Below are 20,056 nucleotides of genomic sequence, written 5' to 3'. Positions count from 1 at the left end.
CCCCCCCCCCCCCCCCCCCCGGCCCCCCCCCCCCCCCCCCCGCGGCGCCCCCCCCCCCCGGGCGCGGCGCCCCGGGGGGGGGGGGCGCGGCCGGGGGGGGGCGCCCCCCCCCCCGGGACCGCGGGGTCCGGGGCGGGGCGGGAGCCCGGGGCGGGGGCGGTCATCGGGTGCCGGTCACTCCGTGATCGTGGGCGGCTCGGACATGAAGGGGCGCAGCTCCAGCCATTCGTGGATCGGCCGGCCGCCGGCGCCGGGTGCCGCCGACAGCTCGGCGGCGAGTTCCAGGGCCCGCTCACGGGTGTCGACGTCGATCACCATCCAGCCGGCGATGAGGTCCTTGGTCTCGGCGAACGGGCCGTCGGTGACGGGCGGGCGCCCCTCGCCGTCGTAGCGGACCCAGGTGCCCTCGGGCGCCAGGGCCTGCGCGTCGACGAATTCGCCGGTCTGCTCCAGCTTCGCCGCGAAGTCGCGCATGTACCGGATGTGGTCGGATACCTCCTGCGGGGTCCAGCGGTCCATGGGGACGTCGTTGTCGGGGGCCGGGGCGCCGCGGTAGTGCTTGAGCAGCAGGTACTTGGCCATGACGGTTCTCCTCGATCCGGTCCGACGCGTCCATTCTGGCCGCGTTCACCCCGGGGACGGAGCCGGCGGCGCGTTCTCGACATCCCCGGGGAAGTTTTTTTCCGGCCGCCCCGGAGCGCGGGAGGGTGCGCGCGGGCCCGTTTCCCCCTACCGTCGGTGTTACCGGTCGGTAGGGGGAGGCGGTCGATGGCGGACGCCGTTTCAGGGCTCGGGGAGATGGCCACGGCGCTGGCCGAGGGGCGGTTGGGTTCCCGGGAGTTGACGGAGCGGGCGCTCGCGCGGATCGCGGCGGCGCAGCCCTCCCTCAACGCCTTCCGGATCGTGCGCGCCGAAGCCGCGCTCGCCGAGGCGGAGGCAGCCGACAGGCGACTGGCCCGGGGGGAGCGGCTGCCGCTGCTGGGCGTGCCCGTCGCCGTCAAGGACGACATGGACGTGGCCGGCGAGCCGACGGCGTTCGGGTGCGCCGGGGACTTCCCGCCGAAGCCGGCCGACAGCGAGGCGGTGCGCAGGCTGCGCGCGGCGGGGGCGGTCGTCGTGGGCAAGACGCAGACGCCCGAGCTGGGCCAGTGGCCCTTCACCGAGGGGCCCGCCTTCGGCGAGACGCGCAACCCGTGGGACCCGGCGTACACCCCGGGCGGTTCCTCAGGCGGTTCGGCGGCGGCCGTGGCGGCCGGACTGGTCCCGGCGGCGCTCGGCTCCGACGGGGCCGGCTCGGTGCGCATCCCGGCGGCGTGGACGCACCTGGTGGGCGTCAAGCCCCAGCGGGGGCGGATCTCCACGTGGCCGGAGCCGGAGGCCTTCCACGGGCTCACGGTCAACGGGGTGCTGGCCCGTACGGTGGCGGACGCCGCGCTGCTGCTGGACGCGGCGAGCGGTCCGGCCGCCGGGGATCTGCACCGCCCGGCGCCGGTGTCGGCGGTGGAGGCGGCGGGGCGGGCCCCGGGCCGGCTGCGGATCGCACTGTCCTTCGCGACGGCCTTCACCGCGACCGGCGGCAAGTCCTGCGACCCCGTGGTGCGTTCGGCGGTGGAGCGGCTGGCCGGACGGCTGGAGGGGCTGGGCCACGAGGTGGTCCCGGAGGACCCCCGCTACGGTCCGATCGGCCTCGCCTTCGCGCCCCGCGCGACCGCCGGCGTACGGGAGCTGGCGGCGCGGGCGCCCGACCCCGGCCTGCTGGACCCGCGAACCCGGGGGGCGGCGCGTACGGGCCGCCTGCTGGGCGGCGCCGTGCTGCGGGTCTCGCGGCGGGCCGAGGGGGCGCTGCGCCGCCGGGTCGGGGAGCTGTTCGGCCGGTTCGACGTGGTGCTCACCCCGACGACGGCCGACGGCCCGCTGCGGATCGGTGCCCTGGCGGGGAGGGGGCACTGGCCACGGACCGGGCGATGATCGCGGCGTGCCCGTACGCCTGGACGTGGAACGTCCTGGGGTGGCCGGGCATCAGCGTCCCGGCGGGTTTCACCCCGCAGGGGCTGCCGGTCGGCGCCCAGTTGCTGGGCCCGGCGGATTCGGAGCCGCGGCTGCTGTCGCTGGCGGCCCAGCTGGAGGCGGTGGAGGGCTGGGCGGCGCACTGGCCGCCGGGGCCGGGCCGACCGGCGGAGGGGTGCAGGCCATGAGCGCGCGGGGCGCCGGCGGGCGGGCCGTGCGCGGCTCGTGCACCGCCGTCGGCGAACGGCGCACGGGGGCGCTGCCCCGGTAGACGGCCGAGGGCGTGGCCCGCCCCGACCGGACCGTCCACGGCGAGCCGCGACGAGCCGACGCGGCCCTCGGGGCACCGCGCGGGCCGGCCCCGGGCCGACCGTTCCGGGCCACGGCGCCGGATCCGGCCGCGCCGGGGACCCGGCCGTTCTCGGCCGGGGTCCCGCCCAGTGCCGCCTTGAAGTCGCCTCCCAGGCCCCGCGCCCGCTATGTAATGTCACACGGCATGATGCTCTTACGTCGTACGGCGCTCGCCGCCGCCCTCCTCGGGATCGCCACCCTCCTGCCGGCCGCCACCGCCCACGCGGACAGCGCGTCCGCCTGCGCCGCCGGCGCGCGGTCCTCCCTCGCGCCCGACCCCGAGCAGGGCCGGCTGTCCGACCCCCGGGCGGCCGCCTTCCCCGAGCGGGCCGGGTTCGACGGCTTCGTACGCCGCTTCCCGGCCGCCCTGTGCGGCGTACAGGACGCCGCCGGGGCGCGGCGGCTGCTCGACACGTGGGGCGAGGCCCTGTGGCAGGCGGCCGTCAACCGGGCCCAGGGGCGTCGGCCGGGCGGTGACCTGCCGGACCGGGACGACCGGCCGCTGTACTGGACGCGGCTCGCCATGACCGTGCAACTCGACGCCTGGCAGCCGGGCTTCCCGGTGGACCGGGCGGCGCTCAAGTCCCGGTTCGAGGACGCCTCGCGCGGTCTGACCGCCAACGAGTTCCGCGGCACCCGGGGCGTACGGCGGATCTTCGTCAGCGGCTTCGACCCCTTCGGCCTGGACACCGAACTGCGCCGCGCCAACCCCTCCGGCTCGGCCGCCCTCCAGCTCAACGGCCGCCGCGTCACCCTGGCCGACGGCACCCCCGCCGAGATCCGCGCCGTCGTCCTGCCCGTCCGCTACGCCGACTTCGACGCCGGGATCGTCGAGCGGGCCTACGGACCCCGGCTGGCGGCCGGCCCCCGCTCCGCCGACATGATCACCAGCATCAGCCAGGGCTACCCCGGTCTGTTCACCCTGGAGGCCTGGGCGGGCCGCAACCGCTCCGCGGACCCGTACCCGGACAACGTCCGCGCCCTGTCGGGCGGCACGCCCGAACACCCGGCCACCGCCCCGGGCCTGGGGCCCGGCGCGGAGTTCCTGCGCACCAGCCTGCCCACGGACGCCATGACCACCGTCCAGGCCCCGTACCCCGTACGGCTCAACACGGCCGTCACCGAGATACCGGCCGGCGGGAGCGCCCCGGTGGACCGCGAGGACGGGCCGACCCCCGGTTCGCGCGCCGTCGCGGGCGGGGGCGGCGGGTACCTCTCCAACGAGGTCGCCTACCGCTCCAACCGGCTCCGGCTGGAACTGCGCCCCGGCCTGCCCGGCGGCCACCTGCACACCCCCGTCCTGACCGGGCTGCCCGCCGAGGCGGACCGGCTCACCGGGCCGGAGTTCGAGGGCAACGAGGCCGCGATCACGGCGCAGGTGCTGGAGATGCTCCGCGCGTCCGGCGGCCCCGCGGGGCACTAACGCAGGGCGCCGAAGGCCCTGGTGAAGGCCAGCGGCTGCTGGAGGACCGAACTGCAGGTGGCGTCCGCGTGGTCCAGCGTGCCCGCGGGGCACTGCCGGTCGCGGGCCGCGGACCACATGGCCAGTCGTCCGATGCCCTTCGCCTGGGCGAAGTCCACGAGCTGCGTCGCGTCGGAGACCGAGAAGACCTCCGACGCGACGTCGTTGACGCCGATCATCGGGGTGACCGCCACGGCCTTCCAGGCCGCCTGGTCGGACAGCCCGAGGACCCCCTTGAGCTGGGCCTGGGTGGCCGTCGCGGCCTGGATCGCGTACTGCCCCATGTCCCCGCCGTACGCGGGCCCGTAGTCCATCGCCATGATGTTGACGGAGCCGATCCGCACCCCGTTGGCGCGGGCGTCGGCGAGCAGGGCCACGCCCGGCTGGGTCAGCCCCTCGGGCATCACGGGCAGGGTGAAGGCCACGTCCAGGCCCGGGTGGGACTTCTGCAGCCGGGCTATGGCCTGTGCCCGGCGGGTGTTGGCGGCGGTGTCGGGCAGGGCCGCGCCCTCGATGTCGAAGTCGACCTTGGTCAGCCGGTACTGGTCGACCACCTTCCCGTAGGCCGCGGCGAGTGCGTCGGCGCTCGCGCAGTTGAGCGCCAGCTCGCGGCCGGCGGCCCCGCCGAAGGACACCCGGACGTCGCCGCCCCGGGCACGCAGCGCACCGATCTGCCCGGCCACCTTGTCGGCCGCGAGGTCGGTGATGCCGCCCCACAGCGGGGTGCAGCCGGCGCCGGCGGTGACGAAGGCGAGGTGGAACTCCCTGACGCCGGTGCTCGTCGCGGTGTCGAGCAGGTCGTAGGCCGGGTAGAGGGAGGTGTCGACGTACGGGGCGAAGCGGGCGCCGCCGCCGGGCGCCGGTGCCGGTGCGGTCGCGGTGGGTTTGGCGGTGGCCGTCGCCGTCGGAGTGACCGGGGCGGTGGCCGTCTCCGTGGGGGCGGCCGAGGTGCTCGGCACCGGGGTCGGGCGGGTGGTGGGCCGGCCGCTGGGCTGCGGGGTCGCGCCCTGGTCCACCGAGCACTTGACGCCGTTGATCAGGCAGCCCTTCGGGCTGCCGGGTCCGCCGGTCCCGCTCGCGACGAAGCCGACGGTGACGGAGGCCCCGGGCGCGAGCTCCCGGTTCCAGCTCGCGGGCTTCACGGTGACGTGCTGCCCGGTGACGGTGTGGGCGCCGTTCCACAGCGAGTCGATCCTGGTGCCGGCGGGCAGGTCGAACTCCAGGGTCCAGTCGGCCTGGGTGCGGCCGGTGCCGTTGGTGATGAGGTACTGGCCCGTGTAACCGCCGCTCCACGAGCTGGAGGTGGTGTAGACGGCGCCGACGGCGGTGGCCTGCGCGGTCCCGGAGAACGCGAAGGCCGCGCCGCCGATCACCGCCGCCACCACGATCGCGCCCGTGACCTTCGCCTTCGCGCCGGCCCTGCGACGGTGACGGGTGGTGCTGCCCATGGCGTGCCTGCCTCTGTTCCGGGGAGTGGGGTGCGGCAGCACGCTAGCGGCACCGAAACGGACAATCGTTCGTTTCAGGACGGGCTGAACGAGGCTTAGGCTCCGCTTAAGGCAGCGGTAAGCGCGCCATCAGAATGGCCGGGCGGGCTGCCGCAGCCCGCCCGGCCGCCCTTCGGACCGGCGCCCCGCGCGATCCCCGGGCGCCGGGAGCCGAAGTGATCCGCGGGGACCGGGCCGGGCCGCGGGCACCGTCGGTCCGGACGGGCGCCGCCGGGCAGGGCGTCCCGCCGTCACCCGCCCGGCGGTCCGGGTTGCCCGCCGCGGGACCTCGTACCGCTAACCTCGCCCGGATGACGGCACTTTCACATCACGGCAACGGATACGTCGAGCAGCCCGGGCGGGACGGCTTCGCCGCCACCGTCGAGGCGGATCCCCTCGCGATCGGGCCGGTGCGCACCGAGTACGCGCCCGACCCGGACGGGGACCCGGACCCGGGCGAGATCGTCTGGACCTGGGTCCCCTTCGAAGAGAACGACGGGCGGGGCAAGGACCGCCCGGTGCTGGTGGTCGCGCGCGAGGCGGGCGGCTCGACGCTGCTCGCCGTGCAGCTGTCCAGCAAGCGGCACGACGCCGACCGTGAGTGGGTCCCGATCGGCTCCGGCCCCTGGGACTCCGCCGGGCGGGAGTCGTGGGTGGACGTGGACCGGGTGCTGCGGGTCCACGAGGCGGGGATGCGGCGCGAGGCCTGCGCGCTGGACCGGGCCCGCTTCGGCCTGGTGGTGGAGCGGCTGCGACAGCGCTACGGCTGGCAGTAGCCACCGGACGGGCCCCCTACCGGGGGCCCGCAGGCGTCCGGACCGAACCCGGAGCGGGGCTCACTCAGGCACCCCGGCCGAACCCGCCCCGCGGGCGGTTCAGGCATCCGGGCCGAGCCTGAGGCGGGACCCCTTCGGGCGTTCGGACCGAACCCGGGGGGCTCACTCAGGCGCCCAGCCCGACCCTGAGGCACGGCCCCCTCCAGGCGCCCCGGCCGAACCCGACCCGCGGGCGGTTCAGGCGCCCCGGCCGAACCCGACCCGCGGGCGGTTCAGGCGCCCCGGCCGAACCCGGGGCGGGGCGCGTTCAGGCGCCCGGGCCGAGCCCCGGGCGGGGCGCGTTCAGGCGGTCGCGAAGGCTTTGGCGAAGGCCTCGCGGGGGGCGGGGTCGCGGTCGAGGACCGCGAAGATGACGTGCTCGAAGGCCCCCGCGAAGCGGCCGGTCAGCGTCCGGCGGAAGGCCTGCGCCACCACCGCCGGGTCGTTGCGGAACACCCCGCACCCCCAGGCCCCCAGCACCAGCCCCCGGTACCCGTGCAGCACGGCCACCTCCAGCACGCGGCCGGCGCGCCGGGCCAGGGCCGCCGGGATCTCCGGCGCCCGCTCCGGCTCCTGGCGGCGGATCGTGCCCGCGTTGGGTGCCGGGGAGGTGAGGAACCCGGCCCGGAACGGGGTCTCCAGCAGCTCGCCCCGGTCGTCCCGGAACACCGGCACCCCCGGCGAGTGGATCACCCGGTCGGAGTAGAAGGCGCTCCTCTGCGCGCGGTGGGCCTCGTAGTACTCCGGGGCCTCCAGCAGGGTCTCGTAGAGCGCCGACGCCCGGCACAGCGCCTCCTCCTGCGCCTTGGCCCCGCGGACGTAGCCGCCCCCGGGATTGCGGGCCGAGGCGAAGTTCAGCACCGCGACCCCGCCCGGGGCGCCGGCTGCCCCCGCCAGGCGGCGCGCCGCGACCGTGCTGCTCTCCCCCGTGACCTCGAAGACCGTCCGACGGCTCCCCCTGACGGACTCCCCGTCTGGAATGACCGGGTTTGGCCCATATATTCTGGTTCCGGCCTTGGCTTCCGCCAGGTCCGCGGCGAGGGAGACCTGCCGCCCCGACCGCGTCCGGTACCCGCCGGCCGCCACGATCAGCGCGTTCTCCCGCGCGATCTCGCGCAATCTGCTGCTCACGCCGCCATCCTCGGCCGCAGGCCCGGAAGCGGCAAAGGAATTACCACCCCGAGGACGGGTAGGCACGGGTGACGTCACGGCCGACTACAGGAGACGAGGTTCCGGTCATGTCCGACAACGCACCCGCTCCCCCCGTCCACGGTCCCGGGGACCGTGCCCACACCCCTCTCGACGAGGCGGGCGCCGAGCACCTGATCCACGGCATCTGCTTCAAGACCGGCCCGCCCCGCACCCTCGGCGCCGAGCTCGAATGGCTGGTCCTGGACGCGGAACGGCCCTGGCTGCCGCTTCCGCCCGAACGCCTCACCGCCGCCCACGCCGCCGCCGGAGCCCTGCCCCTGGGTTCCCGGGTCACCGTCGAACCCGGCGGGCAGCTGGAGCTCAGCTCCGCCCCCGCCGCCTCCCTCACCGCCTGCGTCGACGGGCTCCGCGCCGACCTCACCGCCGTACGGGCCGCCCTGCGCGAGCGGGGCCTGGTCCTCCACGGCCTCGGCGAGGATCCCCGCAGGCCCCTGCGCCGCCTCCTGGCCAGCCCCCGCTACGACGCGATGGAGGCCTACTTCGACCGCACCGGGCCCGCCGGCCGGGCCATGATGCGCGCCTCCGCCTCCGTACAGGTCTGCGTGGACGCCGGCCACGAGGAGCCGGGCCCGCTGGGGCACGGCAGGCGCTGGCGGCTGGCCCACCTGCTGGGCGCCGTCCTGGTGGCCGCCTTCGCCCACTCCCCCGGCCGCGACGGCCCGTACGAGGGCTGGCGCTGCGCCCGGCAGGGGATCTGGAGCGACATCGACCCGCGCCGCGCGCTGGCCCCACCGCTGGACGCCGAACCCCGCGCCGCCTGGGTGCGGCACGCGCTGGACACCGAGGTGATGTGCGTCCGCGGCCCCGGGGACGGCCCCTGGGCGGTGCCGCGCGGCCTCACCTTCCGCGACTGGCTGCGCGCGGACGGCCGCGGCCCGGGCCCCTCCCGGCGGCCCACCACCGCGGACCTGGAGTACCACCTCACCACCCTGTTCCCGCCCGTGCGCCCGCGCGGCCACCTGGAGCTGCGGATGATCGACGCGCAGCCCGGCGACGACGGATGGATCGTCCCGGTGGCGGTGGTGCACGCCCTGTTCGACGACCCGGAGGCCGCCGAGACCGCCTACCGGGCGGTGAAGGCGCTGGCCGACGCGTACGGGGGCCACCGCGCGCCCCGCAACGCCCTGTGGCGGAGGGCCGCCCGCAGCGCCCTGGCCGACCCCGACCTGCGGGCGGCGGCCACGGCCTGCTTCGCGGCCGCCGAAGAGGCGCTGCCCCGGCTCGGAGCGGACGCGTCCGTCCGCCGGGCGGTCGGGGCCTTCGCCGAGCGCTACGTCCGGCGCGGCCGCTGCCCGGCCGACGACGCGGACGACGCCCTGGTCGCCGGGCGCACCCGGGCCGCCGTGAGCGCCGCTCCGGCAGCCGTGGAACACACCGGCCCGGCGGCACACCGCCGCCGGCCGCCCGCCGCGAAGGGACCGCGCCCGTGACCACCGAGACCCACCCCGAGATCCGGCCCGAGGCGCTGCGCGAGCGGGCCGCGGCCGCCCTGACCGCGGCGCGGGCCCGGACCGCCGGGCTGACCGACGTCGTCAGCGACCCGGACCTGACCGCGCAGCACTCCCCCCTGATGTCCCCGCTGGTGTGGGACCTGGCGCACATCGGGAACCAGGAGGAGCTGTGGCTGCTGCGCAACGTGGCCGGCCGGGAGTTCCTGCGTCCCGAGATCAACCCCCTGTACGACGCGTTCCGGCACCCGCGCGCCGAGCGGCCGAACCTGCCCCTGCTGGGCCCGCAGGAGGCCCGTGGGTACGCGGCCGAGGTCCGCGGACGGGTGTTCGACCTGCTCGACCGCACCCCGCTGGAGGGGACGGCCCTGCTCGACCACGGCTTCGTCTTCGGGATGATCGCCCAGCACGAGCAGCAGCACGACGAGACCATGCTGATCACCCACCAGCTGCGCGCGGGCGACGCCGTCCTGGCCGCACCGGATCCGGAGCCCCCGCAGGGGCCGCCGCCGGCCGCACCCGAAGTCCTGGTGCCGGCGGGCCCGTTCACCATGGGCACCTCGGCCGAGCCGTGGGCGCTGGACAACGAACGGCCCGCGCACGTGCGGGAGGTCGCCGCCTTCCGGATCGACACGGTGCCGGTCACCAACGCCGCCTACCAGGCCTTCATCGCGGACGGCGGCTACACGGACCCCCGCTGGTGGGCGGCCGAGGGCTGGGAGCAGATCCGCGCCCACGGCATCGGGGCCCCGCTGTTCTGGCGGCGCGAGGCCGGCCAGTGGCTGCGCCGCCGGTTCGGGGTGACCGAGCCGGTGCCCGACGACGAACCGGTTCTGCACGTGAGCTGGTACGAGGCCGACGCCTACGCCCGCTGGGCGGGGCGCCGGCTGCCCACCGAGGCGGAGTGGGAGAAGGCGGCCCGCCACGACCCTGCCACGGGCCGCTCCCGCCGCTACCCCTGGGGCGACGCCGACCCGTCTCCCGGCCACGCCAACCTGGGCCAGCGCCACCTGCGCCCGGCCCGCGCGGGCTGCTACCCGGCCGGGGCCTCCCCGCTGGGGGTGCGCCAGCTGATCGGCGACGTGTGGGAGTGGACCGCCTCGGACTTCCTTCCGTACCCCGGGTTCCGGGCGTTCCCGTACCGGGAGTACTCGGAGGTGTTCTTCGGCCCGGAGCACAAGGTGCTGCGGGGCGGCTCCTTCGCGGTGGACCCGGTCGCCTGCCGGGGCACCTTCCGCAACTGGGACCTGCCGGTGCGCCGGCAGATCTTCTCCGGCTTCCGCACCGCGCGGGACGCCTGATGTGCCGCCACCTGGCCTACCTGGGGCCGGAGATACCCCTGGGTACGGTACTGGCCGATCCCGGGCACTCGCTCGTGCGGCAGTCGTGGGCGCCGCGCCGCCAGCGGTACGGCACCGTCAACGCCGACGGGTTCGGCGTGGGCTGGTACGCGCCCGGGGACCCGGTCCCGGCCCGCTACCGGCGTGCCGGGCCCGTCTGGGGGGACGAGGGCTTCGCCGACCTCGCCCGGGTGGTGCGCAGCGGGGCCGTGCTGGCCGCCGTGCGGGACGCCACCTTCGCCGGGGCCGACGCGGAGGCCGCGGCGGCGCCGTTCGCCTCGGGGCCCTGGCTGTTCAGCCACAACGGCGCGGTACGGGGCTGGCCGGACGCGGCGGCGCCGCTCGCCGAGGCCCTGCCGGCCCACGCGCTGCTGGAGCTGGCCGCGCGCACCGACTCGGCGCTGGTGTGGGCCCTGGTGCTGCACCGGCTGCGCCAGGGCGACGACCCGGGCACGGCCCTGGCGGAGGCGGTGCGCGAACTGGCCGCCGCCGCTCCCGGCTCCCGGCTGAACCTGCTGCTCACCGACGGCGCCTCGATCGCCGCCACCGCCTGGGGCGATTCCCTCTGGTACCTGCCCTCCCACCCCTCGGGGGAGCGGGTGGTGGTGGCGTCCGAACCGTACGACGACGATCCCGGCTGGTGCGAGGTGCCGGACCGGACCCTGCTGACCGCCACCCGCACGCGGGTCGCCCTGATCCCCCTCAAGGAGAGCACCCCGTGAGCGTCTTCCAGATGACCCGGACCCTCGACGAGCACGCCGCCGACAGGGCGCTGCGCAAGGACGTCCTGCGGGGGATGACCCGCGTTCCCAAGGAGCTGCCGCCCAAGTGGTTCTACGACGCCCGGGGCAGCGAGCTCTTCGAGGAGATCACCCGGCTGCCGGAGTACTATCCGACGCGCGCCGAGCGGGAGATCCTGCTGGAGCGGGCCCGGGAGATCGCGGCGGTGAGCGGGGCGCGCACTCTGGTGGAGCTGGGCTCCGGCTCCTCGGAGAAGACCCGGCACCTGATCGAGGCGTTGCCCGCGCTGGAGACGTACGTCCCGGTGGACGTCAGCGAGAGCGCCCTGACCGGGGCGGCCGAGTCCCTGCTGGAGGCGCATCCGGGGCTGAACGTGCACGCGCTGCTGGCCGACTTCACGGCTCCGCTGCACCTGCCGGACTCACCCGGGCCGAGGCTGGTGGTCTTCCTGGGCGGCACGATCGGGAACCTGCTGCCGGCGGAGCGGGCGGTGTTCCTGGCGTCCGTACGGGCGATGCTGTCGCCCGGGGACGCGCTGCTGATGGGCACGGACCTGGTGAAGGACGAGGCCGTGCTGGTGGCGGCGTACGACGACGCGCAGGGGGTGACGGCGGAGTTCGACAAGAACGTGCTGGCCGTCATCGACCGGGAACTGGGGGCGGACTTCCACACCGCCGACTTCGAGCACGTGGCGGTGTGGAACCGGGAGCACGAGTGGATCGAGATGCGGCTGCGGGCCCGGTCGGCCGTGACGGTGAAGATCCGGGCGCTGGACCTGGTGGTGCCGTTCGAGGAGGGCGAGGAGATCCTGACGGAGATCTCGGCGAAGTTCCGTCATGAGGGGGTGCGGAAGGAACTCGCCGAGGCGGGGCTGGAGCTGGCCCACTGGTGGACGGACTCGGCGGGCCGTTTCGCGCTGTCGCTGTCGGTGGCGGACGGCTCGGTGGACTCGGACGCCGTGGACTGAGCCGGGGCGGGCCGGGCCGGGGCGTGGGGCGGGCGTTGCTGCGCGGGTACGCCCGCCAGTGGCGTCCGCTCCGGTTCGCCCGTCCCGAGGACCGCCCGCTGCGCCGCCGCCGCCAGTTCCCGCCGGCCGGCGTGGCGGCCCGCGGGGATCCGGGGCAGCAGCCGCACCTCGGCGCGTACCCCGCGGGCGCGGGCGATCCGCCAGAGGGAGGCGGTCAGCGTGTCGTCGCCGACGAAGGCGGGCGCACCGGCGAACCGCCCGTCCGCCAGCCGGTAGGCGATCCGGACGGGCTGTACGGGCACCCGCGCGTCGAGTGCCGCCTGGAACGCGGCCCGCCGGAAGGGGCCCTGGGTGCGCCCGCACCAGGTGCAGCCCTCGGGGAAGACGGTGACCCGGTCCCCGGCCGCGAGGGCCCGGGCGATGGTCTCCACGGTCCGGGGCAGGGCCCGCAGCCGGTCCCGCTCGATGAACAGGGTGCCCGCCCGGGCGGCGAGGCGGCCGAGCACCGGCCAGGCGCCGATCTCGCTCTTGGCCAGCATCCGGCTGGGCAGGGCGGCGGCGACGAGCGGGATGTCGGTCCAGGAGACGTGGTTGGCGACGACCAGCCGGCCCCCGTCCGGGCCGGGGGTGCCGTGCACGGTGATCCGTATCCCCAGGGACCGCAGGAGCGCGGTGGACCAGGCCCGGATCAGGGCGCGCCGGGGCCGGGCGGGCAGCAGCCGCACCGGCGGGGCGGCCGGGACGGCGAGCAGGACCAGCGTGAGGGCGCCGGCGAGCCGGAGCACCGCGCGGGGGACGCCGGCGGCCGGGCCCGGGTGGCCGGCGCAGTCTTGCGGGGTGCAGGGAGCCGTGGGGAGCAGCCAGTTGCTCATGCCGACGGGGCGAGCGAGAGGAAGTGGTTGAGGTAGCGCGGGTTGGTCCGGCGCAGGGAGAGCAGGACGTACAGGTCGGCGCAGCCGAACCCGGCGTCGAGGGCCGGCTCCCCGCAGACCCAGGCGCCGAGGCGGATGTAGCCGCGCAGCAGGGGCGGCAGCTCCAGGCGGGTGCCGGGGAGGGTGACGCCGGCGGGGCTCCACGGGTGGTGCGGGGTGACCCGGTACTCCTCGGGCGCGAGGTTGCGGGCCAGGACGGTCTCGCGGGTGGCGGCCGCCAGCACCCCGCCGTCGGCGAGCGGTATCGAGCAGCACCCGGCGAGCCAGTTGTGGCCGGTGCGCTCCATGTAGCGGGCGAGGCCGGCCCAGATCAGGGCGATGACGGCGCCGTTGCGGTGGTCGGGGTGGACGCAGGAGCGGCCGACCTCGACCAGGTCGGGGCGGATCGGGGCGAGGGCGGAGAGGTCGAACTCGCCCTCGGAGTAGAGGCGTCCGGCGACGGCGGCGCGCTCCGGGGGCAGCAGCCGGTAGGTGCCGACGACCTGGCCGGTCTCCTCGTCGAGGACCAGGAGGTGGTCGCAGTAGGCGTCGAAGGCGTCGGAGTCCAGGCCCGGCTCGGGGCCGTCGAGGCGGGCGCCGAGCTCTCCGGCGAAGACCTGGTGGCGCAGCCGCTGGGCGGCGCGGACCTCGGTCTCGTCGCGGGCGAGGCGGACGGTGTACCGGGGGGCGGAGGAGGCGGTGGGGGCGGCGGGGGCCGGGGTGGGGACGGCCGGGACTGCGGGTGCGAGGGGGGACGGGGACAGGGGGGCGATGGTCATGGCTGCTCCTGGTCCGGGCACGGGGAGCCGGGCCGCGGGTGGCGGGCCCGGCTCCTCTACTTCTTCCGTGACCGGCTGGATTCGACATGACCGCTCTACGGCCCCCGGATGTGCGGACGCTGAACTCGGCGGACCGTGGCGGGCCCGGCGCCCAGCTCAGCGGCCCGCCGGATCAGCGGACCGCGGGTTCGCCCACCGGGCTCAGCGGTCGGAGTTGAGGATCTGCCCCATGGCCTCCGAGGCCGTCTTCGCCGCCTGCCGGGGGTCCTGGCCGGTGAGCACGGCCGTCATGTAGGGCTTGATCGGGTTCTTGGCCTCGACCTCGGCCCAGCGCCCGGACTTGGGGGTGGCCCGGCCCTGGGCGGCTCCGGCGGCCATCGCGGCGGCGCCCTCGTTGCCCTCGACCACCCGGGCGAGGGTGGTCTTGTTGGGGACGTAGCTCATGGTGCGGGCGAGCTCGGTCTGCCACTTCTCGCTGACCAGGGCCGTGATGAGGTCGACGGCGCGGGCCCGGTTCGCCGTCCTCTCGGGGATGATCAGGTCGGAGCCGCCGGTGAGGACGGCCCCGGCCTTCTCGGGGGTCTTGCCGGGGATGGGGAAGTAGCCGAGCCTGCCCTTGAGCGCGGGGTTGGCCGCCTCGATCTGGGCCGCCTGCCCGGGCGGGGCGATGATCTGGGCGACCTGGCCGCGGGCGAAGACCTCGGCCTGCGGGGGTGTCTCCTCGTCGGCGTTCTTCGGTCCCTTCCCGAGGGCCTGGAGCTGCTTGTAGAAGTCCATCCCGGCCAGGGCCTTCTCGTCGTCGAGGGCCCCGACCCACTGGCCGCCCGTCTCGGCGGCGAGCTCGCCGCCCTCGTCCCAGACGAAGCCGGCGAGGACGTACCAGTTCTGGCCGGGGAGGTAGATGCCCTGCTGCTCGCCCTTGTCGAGCTTCTGGGTGGCGGCCATCCACTCCTGGCGGCTCCGGGGCGGGGTCTTGATCCCGGCGTTGGCGAAGAGGTCCTTGTTGTAGATCACCACCCGGTTGGCCGCGTACCACGGGACGCCGTACTGGGCCCCGTTGACGCTGCCCGGGTCGGAGAGGCCCCGGAGCCAGTCCTTGCTGCCCCATACGCGCAGGCCTTCCAGGGTGAGCTCGGAGAGGCCGCCGGTCTCGACGTACTGGGCCACCTGGGTGTTGCCGACCTCGATGACGTCGGCGTGGTCCGTGCCCTTGCCGGAGAGGACGGCGTTGACCTTGTCGCCGATGCCCTTCCACTCCTGGATCCTGACGTCCAGGTCGGTGCCGGGGTGCTGTTTCTCGAAGTCGGCGGTGAACCTCTCGATGAACGCGTCCGAGGCGCTGCCCTTCATCAGCCAGAGCGTCACCTTCTCGGACCCGCCGTCCGATCCGGCCAGACTGCCGCAGCCGGCGGTCAGGGCGGTGGCGGCCACGAGGGCCGTGCACACGGCGAGGAAGCGCTTCTTCACGAGGGTCACCTTCTGGGCTGGGTCTCAGATGGCTTGAAATTGGCATAGACCAATGGTCCGGTCAAGGGGCCTTCCGACGGGATTGTTCGCGCAAAGTTCGCGGACCCGGGCTTACTGGGGCACCGTGGAACCAGGCAAAAGCGACAACCAGCGGGAGACCCCCATGTCCAACCACACCTACCGGGTGACCGAGATCGTCGGCACCTCCCCCGAGGGCATCGATCAGGCCATCCGGAACGGGATCACGCGCGCCGGCCAGACCCTGCGCAATCTGGACTGGTTCGAGGTCACGCAGGTGCGCGGGCACATCGAGGACGGGCAGATCGCGCACTACCAGGTCGGACTGAAGGTGGGCTTCCGCCTCGACGGCGAGGACTGACGGGCCGAAGGGCCGGCGCGGACCCGGCCCTCCCCCGGCCGCACGGCACGACCTAGGCTGACGGCCATGACCGAGACCACCGCACCGCGCCGTCCGCTGGCCGTCTTCGACATCGACAACACCCTGGCCGACACCGGCCACCGCCAGCACTTCCTGGAGCGCCGGCCCCGCGACTGGGACGGCTTCTTCGGCGCGGCCCCGGCCGACCCGCCGCTCCCGCGCGGCGTGGCCCTGGCGGTGGAGAGCGCGGCCGACTGCGAGGTGGTGTACCTGACCGGCCGGCCGGAGCGCTGCCGGGCGGACACCACCGACTGGCTGACCCGGCACGGGCTGCCCGAGGGCCGGGTGTGGATGCGCGGCGACCGCGACCGGCGGCCGGCCCGGCAGACCAAGCTGGAGGTGCTCCAGCGGATCGCGCGGGGCCGTGAGGTGCGGGTTCTGGTGGACGACGACCAGCTGGTCTGCCAGGCGGCGCGCGCGGCCGGCTTCGAGGTGCTGCTGGCGGACTGGGCCGCGCAGTCGGCGGAGCTCAAGAGGGCCCAGGAGAGCGAGGGCGGCAGCCGGACCTGAGGGCCGCAGCCGCCCCGGTTGTCCGAACCGCGAGTGCCCGTACGGGGCCGGAAGCCGACGGTCCGGGGAATCCTCGCGGACGCGGGGCGTTGGAAGGGGTGTGATCCGCAGAATCTCGATCCTCGACCGGTCCCGCGTCCGTGAGGGACACCCCGCCGCGCAGGCGCTGCGCGACACCGTGGAGCTGGCACGCGCCGCGGAGGAGCTCGGCTACCACCGCTTCTGGGTGTCGGAGCACCACGGCGTGCCCGGGGTCGCCGGTTCCGCCCCCACCGTCCTGGCCGCGGCTGTGGCGGCCGCCACCCGGCGGATCCGGGTCGGCACGGGCGGGGTGATGCTGCCCAACCACCAGCCGCTGGTGGTCGCCGAGCAGTTCGGGGTGCTGGAGGCGCTGTTCCCGGGCCGGATCGACATGGGCCTCGGCCGTTCGGTCGGCTTCACCGGCGGGATCCGGCGCGCCCTGGGCCGCGGCGCCGGGGACGCCGACCGGTTCGAGGAGCAGCTCACCGAGCTGCTGGGCTGGTTCGACGGCAGCCAGCGGGCCCACCCCGACGTGCACGCCCGTCCGGCGGAGGGGCTGCGGATCCCGCCCTTCGTGCTGGCCACCGGCGCGGGGGCTCCGATCGCCGCCCGGGCGGGGCTTCCCGTGGTGGTGGGAGACCTGCGCTCCCGCAGTCGGGTGGCGGAGGCGGTCGCGGCCTACCGCGCGCAGTTCCGGCCGTCCGCGTGGGGCTCCGCACCCTACGTGGTCGTCTCCGGGACGGTGGCGGTCGCGCAGACGGAGGAGGCGGCGCGGCGGATCCTGCTCCCCGAGGCCTGGTCCCTCGCGTACTCGCGGACCCGGGGCAGCTTCCCGCCCCTGCGGCCGGCCGAGGAGGTCGAGGCCCTGGAGCCGGGGCCCAAGGAGCGTGAGCTCTACGAGGCCGCCCTCGCCGGGCACATCGCGGGTACGGAGGAACAGGTCGCGGCCGAGCTGGCCGGGCTGGCGGAGTCCACCGGTGCCGACGAGCTGCTGGTCACCACCTCCACGTACGACCGGACGGCCCTGCTGGACTCCTTCCGCCGCCTGTCGCGCGTCGCCGGCCTCTCCCAGGCGTCCCCGCCCGCTCCCGTACACCACTAAACTGGGGCGAATGCACCCGACTTCCCCCGATGCCCCCGCCGCCGCCCGGGACGCGCTCGACCCCTGCGTACGGGTCCGCGGCGCCCGGGAGCACAACCTGCGCGGGGTGGACGTGGACATCCCGCGCGACACCCTGACCGTCTTCACCGGGGTGTCCGGCTCCGGAAAGAGCTCCCTGGCCTTCGGCACCCTCTACGCCGAGGCCCAGCGGCGGTACTTCGAGTCCGTCGCCCCGTACGCCCGGCGCCTGATCCACCAGATCGGCGCGCCCGCGGTGGACTCGGTGACCGGGCTGCCGCCCGCCGTCTCCCTGGAACAGCGCCGCTCCTCCCCGGGCTCGCGCTCCTCGGTCGGGACGGTCACCCTGCTCTCCAACTCCCTGCGGATGCTCTTCTCCCGGGCCGGGGACCACCCCCCGGGCGCCGAGCGGCTGGATTCGGACTCCTTCTCCCCCAACACGGCCTCCGGGGCCTGCCCTTCCTGCCACGGACTGGGCCGGATCCACCGCACCAGCGAGGAACTCCTCGTCCCGGATCCGAGCCTGTCGATCCGTCAGGGTGCCATCGCTGCCTGGCCGGGGGCCTGGCAGGGCAAGAACCTGCGCGACATCCTGGAGGTGCTCGGCCACGACGTGGACCGGCCCTGGCGGGAGCTGCCGCCCGCGGAGCGGGAGTGGATCCTGTTCACCGAGGAGCAGCCGGTGGTGACGGTGCACCCGGTGCGGGATGCGGACCGGATCCAACGCCCCTACCAGGGCACGTACATGAGTGCCCACCGGTACGTCATGCGGACCTTCTCCGACACCCGGAGCGCCACTCTGCGGGCCCGCGCCGAGAAGTTCCTCACCGACGCCCCGTGCCCCGTGTGCGGAGGGCGGCGGCTGCGGCCGGAGGCCCTGGCGGTGACCTTCGCGGGCCGCGACATCGCGGAGCTGGCGGCCCTGCCGCTGGCCGAGCTGGACGGCGTACTGGCGGCGGCGGAGCCGGCCACGGAGGCGGCGCGGGTGCTGACGGCGGACCTGCGGGCACGGATCGCGCCGGTCACGGAACTGGGGCTGGGCTACCTGAGCCTGGACCGGACCGCGCCGAGCCTGTCGGCGGGCGAACTCCAGCGGCTGCGGCTGGCGACGCAGCTGCGGTCCGGGCTGTTCGGGGTGGTGTACGTCCTGGACGAGCCGTCGGCGGGGCTGCACCCGGCCGACACGGAGGCGCTGCTGGGCGTGCTGGAGCGGCTCAAGGCGGCGGGGAACACCGTGTTCGTGGTGGAGCACCACCTGGACGTCGTGCGGCGCGCGGACTGGCTGGTGGACGTCGGCCCGCTGGCCGGCGAGCACGGCGGCCGGGTGCTGTACAGCGGGCCGCCCGGGGGTCTGGCCGGGGTCGCGGAGTCGGCGACCGCCCGGCACCTGTTCGCCGGGCCCCCGTCCGACGGCGGACCGCGGCCGGTGCGCACCGCCACCGCCTCGGTCCGGCTGGCGGGCGTCCGGCGGCACAACCTCCGCGACCTGACGGCGGAGTTCCCGCTCGGGGTGTTCACCGCCGTCACCGGGGTGTCGGGGTCCGGGAAGTCCACCCTGGTGGGACGGGTACTGGCGCAGGAGGTGGCCGGACGGCTGGCCGAGCCGGACTTCCCGGTGCGCCGGCTGGTGGAGGTGGACCAGAAGCCCATCGGGCGGACGCCGCGCTCCAACCTGGCCACCTACACCGGGCTGTTCGACGTGGTGCGCAAGCTGTTCACGGCGGCCCCGCAGGCCCGGGCGCGCGGCTGGAAGGCGGGCCGGTTCTCCTTCAACGTGCCGGGCGGCCGCTGCGAGACCTGCCAGGGCGAGGGCTTCGTCTCGGTGGAGCTGCTGTTCCTGCCCAGTACGTACGCTCCCTGCCCGGAGTGCGCCGGTGCCCGGTACAACGCGGAGACCCTGGAGGTGCGGCACGCGGGGCTGAACATCGCGGAGGTGCTGGGGCTGACGGTGGAGGCGGCGGCGGGGTTCTTCGCGGAGGTTCCGGCGGCGGCGGGCAGCCTGCGGGCGCTGGAGGAGATCGGTCTGGGCTATCTGCGGCTGGGGCAGCCGGCCACGGAGCTGTCGGGCGGCGAGGCCCAGCGGATCAAGCTGGCGACGGAGCTCCAGCGCACGCGCCGGGACCACACCCTGTACCTGCTGGACGAGCCGACGACGGGGCTGCACCCGGCCGATGTGCGGGTGCTGCTGCGGCAGTTGCACGGGCTGGTGGACGCGGGCCACTCGGTGGTGGTCGTGGAGCACGACATGGAGGTCGTGGCGGGTGCCGACTGGGTGATCGACCTGGGGCCGGGCGGCGGCACGGAAGGGGGCAGGATCACGGCCTGCGGGACACCGGCGGAGGTGGCCGCGTCGGCCGCCGGCCGTACGGCCCCCTACCTGGCACGGGCGCTCGCACGGTAGGTCACTGCGCGTCCCCGGGCAGGAGGCGCTGCGGGAGTTCGCGGAAGGACCAGGTCCCGCGGCTGCGGGTGAGGGTCCAGACGAGGTCGCTGCGGTCCGGCCAGGCCGCGGGCAGCCCCCGGACCGGCTGGGCGCCGAGGGCGTGGACGAGGCGGGGGATCCCGGCGGGCTCCCAGCACAGCAGGACGGGCGCCGGGGCGGCCAGGACGGCCCGGGCCGCGCCGGACTCGGCGCCGAGCGCGAACCGGTCGTGCACGGGGATCCGCAGGGCGGCGGCCAGGGGCCCCAGGGTCTGCCGGCAGCGGGCGGGGGCGGACCGCGGTCCCCCGGTGGCGAACAGCGCGGCGGGCCGGGGCAGGGGGGCGCCGTGGCCCGGGCCGAAGAGGCGGAGCAGTTCCTCGGCCCGGCGGCGGCCGCGCCCGGCGAGGGAGCCGGGGTCCTCGTTGCCCTCGTCGTCCTCCCCGGCGGCCCCGGCGTACGGCTTCTCCGCGTGCGGGATCACCATGACGAGGGCGTCCCCGGCGGGCGGCCGCGGGCCCGGCGCGGGGGCGGGGTGCTCCCGGCGCGCGCACCCGGCC

General features: G+C 76.0%; 16 protein-coding genes and 2 pseudogenes. 11 read left to right on the top strand and 7 right to left on the bottom strand.

Annotated features, from left to right (window positions below; all coding sequences use genetic code 11):
* Nucleotides 1–174: 174 nt before the first annotated feature.
* A complete protein-coding gene (locus WDV06_RS30035) occupies nt 175–582 on the bottom strand; it encodes a YciI family protein (RefSeq protein ID WP_395512949.1) in 408 nt (135 codons plus the stop codon).
* Nucleotides 583–768: 186 nt separating this feature from the next.
* Here WDV06_RS30035 and WDV06_RS30030 point away from each other — a divergent pair.
* Together WDV06_RS30030 and WDV06_RS30025 are read left to right on the top strand one after the other, a co-directional pair.
* Nucleotides 769–2,195, top strand: a pseudogene (locus WDV06_RS30030) (amidase).
* A gap of 308 nt (nt 2,196–2,503) precedes the next feature.
* Nucleotides 2,504–3,781: a pyroglutamyl peptidase gene (locus tag WDV06_RS30025; RefSeq protein WP_395512948.1), complete on the top strand. Its 1,278-nt coding sequence runs from the start codon at nt 2,504–2,506 to the stop codon at nt 3,779–3,781.
* On the opposite strand, the gene WDV06_RS30020 is transcribed toward WDV06_RS30025, so the two are convergent.
* Nucleotides 3,778–5,268 (bottom strand): cellulose binding domain-containing protein, encoded by a 1,491-nt coding sequence (locus WDV06_RS30020; protein WP_395512947.1) that lies wholly within the window; start codon nt 5,266–5,268, stop codon nt 3,778–3,780. The two genes, WDV06_RS30025 and WDV06_RS30020, sit on opposite strands and share 4 nt — an antisense overlap.
* A gap of 350 nt (nt 5,269–5,618) precedes the next feature.
* On the opposite strand from WDV06_RS30020, the gene WDV06_RS30015 reads away from it, so the two are divergent.
* On the top strand, nt 5,619–6,083 hold the full coding sequence (locus WDV06_RS30015; protein ID WP_395512946.1) for a type II toxin-antitoxin system PemK/MazF family toxin: 465 nt from the start codon (nt 5,619–5,621) through the stop codon (nt 6,081–6,083).
* 342 nt (nt 6,084–6,425) lie between these two features.
* Here the strand turns inward: WDV06_RS30015 and WDV06_RS30010 are convergent, their stop codons facing one another.
* Entirely contained in the window at nt 6,426–7,253 is an 828-nt protein-coding gene (locus tag WDV06_RS30010) for a TIGR02452 family protein (protein WP_395512945.1), read from the bottom strand.
* 107 nt (nt 7,254–7,360) lie between these two features.
* Between WDV06_RS30010 and egtA the strand changes: the two genes are divergently transcribed.
* From egtA to egtD, 4 genes are read left to right on the top strand one after another with little or no spacing between them, the layout of a single operon-like run.
* Complete coding sequence (egtA, locus tag WDV06_RS30005) at nt 7,361–8,764, top strand: ergothioneine biosynthesis glutamate--cysteine ligase EgtA (RefSeq protein ID WP_395512944.1); 1,404 nt, start codon at nt 7,361–7,363, stop codon at nt 8,762–8,764.
* A complete protein-coding gene (gene egtB / locus WDV06_RS30000; protein ID WP_395512943.1) occupies nt 8,761–10,083 on the top strand; it encodes an ergothioneine biosynthesis protein EgtB in 1,323 nt (440 codons plus the stop codon). The genes egtA and egtB overlap by 4 nt, the downstream gene beginning before the upstream one ends.
* Nucleotides 10,083–10,844 carry an ergothioneine biosynthesis protein EgtC gene (egtC, locus tag WDV06_RS29995; RefSeq protein ID WP_395512942.1) on the top strand — a complete coding sequence of 254 codons (762 nt, stop codon included), beginning with the start codon at nt 10,083–10,085 and terminating at the stop codon, nt 10,842–10,844. Before egtB ends, egtC begins: the two co-directional genes overlap by 1 nt.
* On the top strand, nt 10,841–11,830 hold the full coding sequence (gene egtD / locus WDV06_RS29990; RefSeq protein ID WP_395512941.1) for an L-histidine N(alpha)-methyltransferase: 990 nt from the start codon (nt 10,841–10,843) through the stop codon (nt 11,828–11,830). The genes egtC and egtD overlap by 4 nt, the downstream gene beginning before the upstream one ends.
* Nucleotides 11,831–12,168: 338 nt before the next feature.
* Here the strand turns inward: egtD and WDV06_RS29985 are convergent.
* The 3 genes and pseudogenes from WDV06_RS29985 to WDV06_RS29975 form a co-directional block, all read right to left on the bottom strand.
* Nucleotides 12,169–12,702: pseudogene (locus WDV06_RS29985) on the bottom strand (lysophospholipid acyltransferase family protein); the annotation flags it as partial.
* Entirely contained in the window at nt 12,699–13,520 is an 822-nt protein-coding gene (locus tag WDV06_RS29980; protein WP_395512940.1) for a GNAT family N-acetyltransferase, read from the bottom strand. The gene WDV06_RS29980 and the pseudogene WDV06_RS29985, both read right to left, overlap by 4 nt.
* A 201-nt stretch (nt 13,521–13,721) precedes the next feature.
* Complete coding sequence (locus tag WDV06_RS29975; RefSeq protein WP_395512939.1) at nt 13,722–14,987, bottom strand: extracellular solute-binding protein; 1,266 nt, start codon at nt 14,985–14,987, stop codon at nt 13,722–13,724.
* A 163-nt stretch (nt 14,988–15,150) separates the two neighbouring features.
* Here WDV06_RS29975 and WDV06_RS29970 point away from each other — a divergent pair, with 163 nt between their 5' ends.
* From WDV06_RS29970 to WDV06_RS29955, 4 genes are all read left to right on the top strand, one after another.
* Nucleotides 15,151–15,366 (top strand): dodecin, encoded by a 216-nt coding sequence (locus WDV06_RS29970; RefSeq protein WP_395512950.1) that lies wholly within the window; start codon nt 15,151–15,153, stop codon nt 15,364–15,366.
* Between the two features lie 66 nt (nt 15,367–15,432).
* Nucleotides 15,433–15,936: a phosphatase domain-containing protein gene (locus WDV06_RS29965; protein WP_395512938.1), complete on the top strand. Its 504-nt coding sequence runs from the start codon at nt 15,433–15,435 to the stop codon at nt 15,934–15,936.
* Between the two features lie 100 nt (nt 15,937–16,036).
* Entirely contained in the window at nt 16,037–17,059 is a 1,023-nt protein-coding gene (locus WDV06_RS29960) for an LLM class flavin-dependent oxidoreductase (RefSeq protein ID WP_395512937.1), read from the top strand.
* 10 nt (nt 17,060–17,069) lie between these two features.
* Nucleotides 17,070–19,478 carry an excinuclease ABC subunit UvrA gene (locus WDV06_RS29955; protein ID WP_395512936.1) on the top strand — a complete coding sequence of 803 codons (2,409 nt, stop codon included), beginning with the start codon at nt 17,070–17,072 and terminating at the stop codon, nt 19,476–19,478.
* 1 nt (nt 19,479) lies between these two features.
* On the opposite strand, the gene WDV06_RS29950 is transcribed toward WDV06_RS29955, so the two are convergent.
* On the bottom strand, nt 19,480–20,056 hold a 577-nt coding region (locus WDV06_RS29950; RefSeq protein ID WP_395512935.1), incomplete at its 5' end, for a hypothetical protein.

It is taken from the genome of Streptomyces racemochromogenes (assembly GCF_044129415.1).
Taxonomy (GTDB): Bacteria; Actinomycetota; Actinomycetes; order Streptomycetales; family Streptomycetaceae; genus Streptomyces; species Streptomyces racemochromogenes_A.
The sequence above is the reverse complement of the archived record's forward strand: the minus strand, read 5'-3'. Positions and strand labels throughout refer to the sequence as shown.

Bases quoted from the DNA above. Each gene is read 5' to 3' on its own strand.
- WDV06_RS29980 (WP_395512940.1), bottom strand. From the start codon at position 13,520: ATGACCATCGCCCCCCTGTCCCCGTCCCCCCTCGCACCCGCAGTCCCG.
- WDV06_RS30025 (WP_395512948.1), top strand. From the start codon at position 2,504: ATGATGCTCTTACGTCGTACGGCGCTCGCCGCCGCCCTCCTCGGGATC.
- WDV06_RS29955 (WP_395512936.1), top strand. From the start codon at position 17,070: ATGCACCCGACTTCCCCCGATGCCCCCGCCGCCGCCCGGGACGCGCTC.
- WDV06_RS29970 (WP_395512950.1), top strand. From the start codon at position 15,151: ATGTCCAACCACACCTACCGGGTGACCGAGATCGTCGGCACCTCCCCC.
- WDV06_RS30035 (WP_395512949.1), bottom strand. From the start codon at position 582: ATGGCCAAGTACCTGCTGCTCAAGCACTACCGCGGCGCCCCGGCCCCC.
- WDV06_RS29965 (WP_395512938.1), top strand. From the start codon at position 15,433: ATGACCGAGACCACCGCACCGCGCCGTCCGCTGGCCGTCTTCGACATC.
- egtA (WP_395512944.1), top strand. From the start codon at position 7,361: ATGTCCGACAACGCACCCGCTCCCCCCGTCCACGGTCCCGGGGACCGT.
- WDV06_RS30015 (WP_395512946.1), top strand. From the start codon at position 5,619: ATGACGGCACTTTCACATCACGGCAACGGATACGTCGAGCAGCCCGGG.
- egtC (WP_395512942.1), top strand. From the start codon at position 10,083: ATGTGCCGCCACCTGGCCTACCTGGGGCCGGAGATACCCCTGGGTACG.
- WDV06_RS30020 (WP_395512947.1), bottom strand. From the start codon at position 5,268: ATGGGCAGCACCACCCGTCACCGTCGCAGGGCCGGCGCGAAGGCGAAG.